Origin of the sequence: Corynebacterium nasicanis (assembly GCF_042658165.1) — a bacterium.
Lineage (GTDB): Bacteria > Actinomycetota > Actinomycetes > Mycobacteriales > Mycobacteriaceae > Corynebacterium > Corynebacterium nasicanis.
Genome location: NZ_JBHSQE010000008.1, coordinates 264 through 796 on the forward strand (window position 1 = coordinate 264; position 533 = coordinate 796).

At 59.5% G+C, this 533-nt stretch carries 1 pseudogene; it reads left to right on the top strand.

Going from position 1 to position 533, the window contains the following annotated elements:
* Nucleotides 1-533 (top strand): annotated as a pseudogene (locus ACFPUZ_RS08420) (hypothetical protein); the annotation flags it as partial.

A 533-nucleotide genomic window follows, 5' to 3' on the forward strand; every position in this document is an offset into this window, starting at 1 on the left:
TGGTGGTGATTACTGATGGTGGTGTCACTGTTGGTGAGATCCCGGTGGAGATTGTGGATACGACTCCGGCGCCGGATGCTCCGGTCATTGTTCCGGGCACGGTGGTTGATCAGGTGCCCAATGATGGCACTGGCAAGGTTCTGGATGACACGATCACCAACCCGACGGATACCACGACGGGCACGGTCAATGATGCTGATGGCAACCCGATTGCGGGTGCGACGGTTGAGGTTGATCCGGTCACGGGTGTGATTACGGTGACGGTGCCGGAGGGTACTGAGCCGGGTGACGCGGTGGTGGTGATTACTGATGGTGGTGTCACTGTTGGTGAGATCCCGGTGGAGATTGTGGATACGACTCCGGCGCCGGATGCTCCGAGCATTATTCCGGGCACGGTGGTTGATCAGGTGCCGAACGATGGCTCCGGCCAGGTTCTGGATGACACGATCACCAACCCGACGGATACCACGACGGGCACGGTCAATGATGCTGATGGCAACCCGATTGCGGGTGCGACGGTTGAGGTTGATCCG